The sequence below is a fragment of the Snodgrassella sp. CFCC 13594 genome, from assembly GCF_001590725.1.
Taxonomy (GTDB): domain Bacteria; phylum Pseudomonadota; class Gammaproteobacteria; order Burkholderiales; family Neisseriaceae; genus Snodgrassella.
In genome coordinates this window covers 1-211 of the sequence record NZ_LQXR01000128.1, presented here as the reverse complement: position 1 = coordinate 211, position 211 = coordinate 1, and the positions used below count along the sequence as shown (strand labels likewise).

The 211-nt window shown below is 46.4% G+C and carries 1 protein-coding gene; it reads left to right on the top strand.

Annotated elements, in window-relative coordinates; all coding sequences use genetic code 11:
• On the top strand, positions 1-211 hold a 211-nt coding region (locus tag A2F46_RS12815), incomplete at both ends, for a hypothetical protein (RefSeq protein WP_197457687.1).

Below are 211 nucleotides of genomic sequence, written 5' to 3'. Positions count from 1 at the left end.
AAGGGCGGACGTATGTAATTGGAAATTTAGGCGGCAAGCCCATCAATATTCCCTATGGTGCGATCAATACTTGGGTTCGTTATGAAGGGGATCCGGGTGATTTTGATAGCGGTGATGACGCCAAAAACTACAAGCGACCGCCCATTACCTATGACTTGCCGATTGAGACTTTTGGTTTTCAATACCGGATTGCCGATGGGGCATTTATGAT